The sequence below is a fragment of the Aphanizomenon sp. UHCC 0183 genome (genome assembly GCF_009712065.1).
GTDB classification, from domain to species: Bacteria; Cyanobacteriota; Cyanobacteriia; order Cyanobacteriales; family Nostocaceae; genus Dolichospermum; species Dolichospermum heterosporum.
The window spans coordinates 1-5,198 of sequence record NZ_VILC01000152.1 but is presented as its reverse complement, the minus strand read 5'-3'; the positions used below and the strand labels follow the sequence as shown (position 1 = coordinate 5,198).

Genomic DNA, 5,198 nt, shown 5'->3' with positions numbered 1-5,198 from the left:
TAAAACTTGTAAAATAGCATACACTTAAATAAATAAGAAGTCCTGTGTTTTCATGATTCCTTTGCTCAGTCTAGCCAGCCAACAATACCCATGTCTAGGATAGAAAACCAATTTAATGTGCAGTTTTGGGGCGTTAGGGGCAGCATCCCCAGTCCAGGGCTAGATACAGTCCGCTACGGAGGTAATACTCCTTGTGTCTCCATGCAGGTGGGCGGTAAACGACTAATTTTTGATGCGGGGACAGGATTGCACATTTTAGGTAAATCCTTATTGTCCCAAATGCCAGTAGAGGGGCATTTATTTTTTACCCATTCCCACTGGGATCATATTCAAGGATTTCCCTTTTTTACCCCAGCTTTTATTAGTGGTAATAAATTTGATATTTATGGAGCGATCGCCCCAGATGGTTCTACTATAGAACAGCAGTTAAATGACCAAATGCTGCATCCTAACTTCCCTGTACCATTACAGGTTATGCAGTCTAATTTGACTTTTCACAATGTGCAGATCGGACAGCCCATCAATATTGATGACATTATTATAGAAACCGCTGATTTAAATCATCCCGGTAAAGCAGTAGGATATCGAGTTAATTGGCGAGGTAGTGCTGCTGTCTATATCACGGATACTGAACATTATCCTGATCATTTAGATGAAAATGTCTTGTGGTTAGCTCGCAATGCTGACGTACTCATTTATGATTCTACCTATTCTGATGAAGAATACAGTGACCCCAAATCCCCCAAAATTGGTTGGGGACATTCCACTTGGCAAGAAGCTATAAAAGTTGCTAAAGCTGCTAATGTGAAAACCTTAGTAATTTACCATCATGATCCAGACCACAATGATGATTATTTAGATCGTGTCGGTGAAGATGCTTGTGCGAGTTTTCCCGGTGCAATTATGGCGAAGGAAGGACTAGTTATCCCAGTTAACAAAGAATTTTATCCTCAAAACGGCTGGATTGTCTGATTCTAAAGGTAGGGGATATCCTCAATTTTCCAAATCCGACAAAGAAAAATGCACCTAAGTAATGGGACAGAATTAATTACACAATTGATTTTTCTGTTCCCTGTTCCCTGTTCCCTGTTCCCTTGCCCCAACGACAATTTTTAACGCCCACCTACTTACTATATGTTAGAGAAAAGACTGTCATGGTTTGAAAGTGCTTTACAAATAAAAGGATCAGTCATTGCGGCGATTTACAAACGGGTGCTTTTGTGTGGTGCTTTTGGAGTTTTAATTTCCATACTTTATCATCTGAAAATTCCCGTTTCCCAACCAATTTTAGGGACTGTTATTCCCAGCATCGTTTTGGGTTTGTTATTAGTATTTCGTACTAATACAGCCTATGAACGTTTTTGGGAAGGGAGAAAATGCTGGGGGGCAATAGTCAATACTATCCGTAATTTAGCTCGACAAATTTGGGTATCTATTGATGAGAAAGAACCAGAAGATAAAGATCATAAAATTGAGGCTTTAAACTTACTTGTGGCTTTTGGCATAGCGACAAAACTACATTTACGAAGTGAACCTATAAATAGTGATTTAGAAGCATTAATGCCAGATTCTAAATACATCACTCTGAAGATTATCAATAATCCGCCTTTAGAGATTGCCTTTTGGATTAGCGATTATTTACAACAGCAATATCATCGTAATTGCATTAATAGTTATCAACTGACATCTATGCAAGAACTATTAAATATATTGGTAGATAATTTAGGTTCTTGTGAACGAATTTTAAGAACACCAATGCCGCTGGCTTATGCTATTCACCTCAAACAATTATTATTGCTGTATTGCTTCCTATTGCCATTTCAAATCGTCCAGAGTCTTGACTGGTGGACTGGGTTAATTTCTGCTTTGGTTAGCTTTACGTTGTTAGGTATTGAAGCCATTGGGTTAGAAATTGAAAATCCCTTTGGTTATGACGAAAATGATTTACCTTTAGACGCAATTTGCACGACTATGAAACGAAATATTGATGATTTAATCAGCTTAACTCCTACTGTGCATAAATAATGAAATTTTAAATGGAACTGGAAATAGAAGCTATAAATGGTGATACTACCTCAACAAATGCTTGAGTATATTCATAGGGCATAACATTCTTGCCAATGATTTTGACTCCCTGACCTTGAGGTAAACAATTCAAATAATATGCTAATCTTTCATCGGGAGTTTCTGGTTTACTTTCTTTACTAATGCCGCGAGCTTTTTCTCCCACAACTAATAATGTGCGGTGAGGAATTGAAGCAATATCATGACCATAATCCCTTTGCCAAAATCTGGCTAAAAAAGCAAATACCGCATAGCGCCCATTCATATTTTTAGCATCTGCCATGAGAGTGTTTAACCATTCATCATCAACGTTTTCACTGAGAGCAAATAATTTTTCAGATGAGAAAGAATGTAAAAATTTGCGGGTACGGGCATAGCGGAAAAACGCATTACCTATGGGAGATGTAAAAATACTCCAAAGTAAGTTCTGTTGCCATTTGGGGGCATTTTTAGTAATAACTGGACGAGAGGTAGGATCAGATAATACTAAACCGGCAATTAGGTCTTTTTCTAGTTTCACTAATTCAATGGCAACCGGTAATAAAGCCCCTTGAACTACGATAATAACGGGTTGTTTAATTACAGTTTGCAAAAAGTATTGTAGCTGTTTTGCCCAGTTAATTGGTGTGTGTGCTAAGGCTGGCATATCACTTTCACCACATCCCAATAAGTCGGGATTGTAGATATAATTTTGGTGATTTTTATCATACCATTCTCGGCAAAATCGTTGCCAAAATTGCCGTGATAAACCTACACCGATAGGATGAATTAAAAGTAAAGGAATGCCCGTTGCTGGTGAATTGAGAGGTTGATGAATTTCATAAGCACAGCGATAGTTTTGCCAAGAATAATACTGGGTTGGCAATGCTGTTCCGTTGTTGATTGTAGCTGATGACATGATGATAATTGGGAATGGGGGCTAAAAAATTATTTGCGGGTGAATGAATTGATATCCAGCATCTTTAAGCTTTTGATTGGATACCCAGGCATTATATGGGCGGATGTTTTTATTATCTGCATCCCAAATAACTTTAGGTAAATTGTTTTTTGTCATCACATTATCAAGTAATTCTTTATTTGTCAGATGACTATCATCTACAAGATTATAAATGCCTTGTAAGCGATGCTCACGAGCAAATTCTATGGTGTTAACAATATCATCAAGATGAATCCAATTGGTGATATCTTCTCCATTTCCGGGACGAGTTGTTCCTGTGGCTCTACCAAAGATTTTTTCCAGTTCTCTACCCGGTCCATAAATACCGCCTAACCGTAAAATACAAATGCGGGTGTTTTCATTGTTTGCTGATAATAATATATCTTCTGTTTTTCTGAGGAGTTGAGAATTGCGATTAGCTGGTGCTGGCGGGCTTTCTTCGTCTACCCAGATACCATTTCTGTCTCCATAAATTGAATAACTACCTGTATAGATGACTTGGTGAATATGAGGAAATTGGGGTAAGAGAGAAACTAGATTTTTCGCAGTATCTACATAAGTTTCTTCATAAGAATCTGCATTTTTTGCCCCGACACTTAATAAAACAATTTCTTGATTTTTTAATACGGCTTTCAAACTTTCTAGATTATTACCTGATGTGACAATAACTCTTTGTGCTACTGTTTCTAAAGTAGGGATACGTTCTGGGCTAGTGGTAGTTGCGGTCAGCATAAAATTACTGTTTGACTGCCAATATTTGCTAACTGCACAACCTACATAACCACAGCCAATAATTGCAATGTTCATGATCATTAATAGAACTAAAATAAATTATTTTTAACAATTACCAGTCAATCGTCAATAGTACAGGAATCCAGAAGTTTTTGACTAATAAGTATTAGTTTTACTTAAAATTTTCTGCCTATTCAAATATATAACCTGAGAAGGAAGCCACATTGATCATTAAATTTTGTGAATACAGCATTCCTATTTTGTCTGTAAACTTGACTTCGGGAGTCAAAGAGCAGGAAGTAGATTCTCTCACATATTATGGATTATGGCTATATTATTAATTTTAATGGCTATAACTAAGTAGGGTTTGCTGAAAAAGTTGTCTGTGAGGTCAGGAGTATGGCTAACGCCACGCTGCGCTATCAGGAGGTAGGGGCGCAGGGCCTGCGCCCATTCAGGAGTATGGCTAACGCCACGCTACGCTATCAGCAAGCCCTTACCTCTTGCCTCTTGCCTCTTGCCTCTTGCCTCTTGCCTATTACCTCTTACCTCTTACCTCTTGCCTCTTGTCTCTTGCCCCTTGCCTCTTGCCCCTTGCCTCTTGCCCCTTGCCTCTTGGGATTGTTTTCAGGTATGAATTATACCATCAGGCATGATGGCTCCAGCTAATTTAGCTCCAATCAATTTTACCAGCAGGCGATCGCCTGAACGAATTCTCGCTCCTGTCAAATCAGCGCCCCGCAAATCAGCACCGCTAAGATCCGCACCAATCAAATTAGCCGAGCGTAAATTGGCATCTCTTAAGTCTGCTAAGAGTAAGTTAGCCCTAAATAAATTAGCTTCTGACAAATCCGCACCTCTGAGAATCACCTTGTGCATAAAGGTATCACTAAGATTAGACCCGCTTAGATTAGCATAGCTCAAATTTCTGCCTGATAAATCCCGGTTACTCAAATTAGCACGACTAAAATCTTTACCGCTTAAATCTGAATTTGGCTGTGGTTGTTGATAAGTTGTGTGTGGTGGATAGGAGTATGTAGATGATGGTTTATTGGCTTGAGGCGCTGGAGAATAAGCGCGGGTGGGCTGGTTATCCCGTAAAGATCGCAGTTTATCACGAGCTTCATTAAATAATTTCAGCTTTTCCTGGGCTTTGTGTTGTAAGCGCGGATTGTCTTTGGGGAGACGGTCTGGATGCCAAACAAACACTAAATCTTTATAAGCCTGGTTTATTTGTTCGAGTGTAGCCCCTGGCTCTAATTCTAAGATTCTGTAGTATCGCTCCAGTTCGCTGCTCGTCATGGTGTATTAGTGAATATTAATTAATAATTTAACAAATGTTGAGTATTTGTTCATTTAGTGTTTTCTATCTTCTCCACCATCGAGTGGTAGTTAAAGAGGCTTGTTTTTGTTAGCAAAATTTTAGGCTAAAATGTAATGGTTAATTTGTTACAAATCTGCCAAA

At 38.6% G+C, this 5,198-nt stretch carries 5 protein-coding genes; 2 read left to right on the top strand and 3 right to left on the bottom strand.

Annotated elements, in window-relative coordinates; translation table 11 throughout:
* Positions 1-90 precede the first annotated feature (90 nt).
* Both FJR37_RS25390 and FJR37_RS25385 read left to right on the top strand, forming a co-directional pair.
* Positions 91-972, top strand: a complete 882-nt coding sequence (locus tag FJR37_RS25390) for an MBL fold metallo-hydrolase (protein ID WP_168467451.1) — start codon at positions 91-93, stop codon at positions 970-972.
* A 162-nt stretch (positions 973-1,134) separates the two neighbouring features.
* Positions 1,135-2,025 (top strand): bestrophin family protein, encoded by an 891-nt coding sequence (locus FJR37_RS25385; RefSeq protein WP_168467450.1) that lies wholly within the window; start codon positions 1,135-1,137, stop codon positions 2,023-2,025.
* Positions 2,026-2,032: 7 nt separating this feature from the next.
* Here the strand turns inward: FJR37_RS25385 and FJR37_RS25380 are convergent, their stop codons facing one another.
* From FJR37_RS25380 to FJR37_RS25370, 3 genes are all read right to left on the bottom strand, one after another.
* Complete coding sequence (locus FJR37_RS25380) at positions 2,033-2,962, bottom strand: alpha/beta fold hydrolase (protein WP_152608984.1); 930 nt, start codon at positions 2,960-2,962, stop codon at positions 2,033-2,035.
* 21 nt (positions 2,963-2,983) lie between these two features.
* On the bottom strand, positions 2,984-3,808 hold the full coding sequence (locus FJR37_RS25375) for an SDR family oxidoreductase (protein WP_039204935.1): 825 nt from the start codon (positions 3,806-3,808) through the stop codon (positions 2,984-2,986).
* Positions 3,809-4,360: 552 nt separating this feature from the next.
* Entirely contained in the window at positions 4,361-5,035 is a 675-nt protein-coding gene (locus FJR37_RS25370) for a pentapeptide repeat-containing protein (protein ID WP_168467449.1), read from the bottom strand.
* Positions 5,036-5,198: the final 163 nt, after the last annotated feature.